The 257-nt window shown below is 64.6% G+C and carries 1 protein-coding gene; it reads right to left on the minus strand.

Annotation, left to right across the window (positions count from 1 at the left end; all coding sequences use genetic code 11):
* Positions 1–257, minus strand: a 257-nt coding sequence (locus SB772_RS42990; RefSeq protein WP_410838895.1) for an aldo/keto reductase, incomplete at both ends; no start/stop codon positions are given.

The following is a 257-nucleotide window of genomic DNA, read 5'->3' on the forward strand; positions in this document are numbered from 1 at the left end:
GCGACCAAATCGAGGTTTTGTTGCACCTGCTCCGGGGTGCGCATGCCCAAGACCACGCTTGTCACGGCAGGATGCTGGTACGGGAATGCGACGACGGCGGCAGGCAGAGTGGTGCCGTGCGCCAAGCAGATGTCCGCCAGCTGGTTGGCCCTGTCCAACAGTTCCCGGGGCGCCGCCTCGTAGTTGTATGTGGCATCGGCCGCGGGCCTGTTCTTGGACAGCAGGCCGGAGTTGAAGACGCCCACATTCACCACGGC

The organism is Paraburkholderia sp. SIMBA_030, from assembly GCF_046535245.1.
GTDB lineage: Bacteria > Pseudomonadota > Gammaproteobacteria > Burkholderiales > Burkholderiaceae > Paraburkholderia.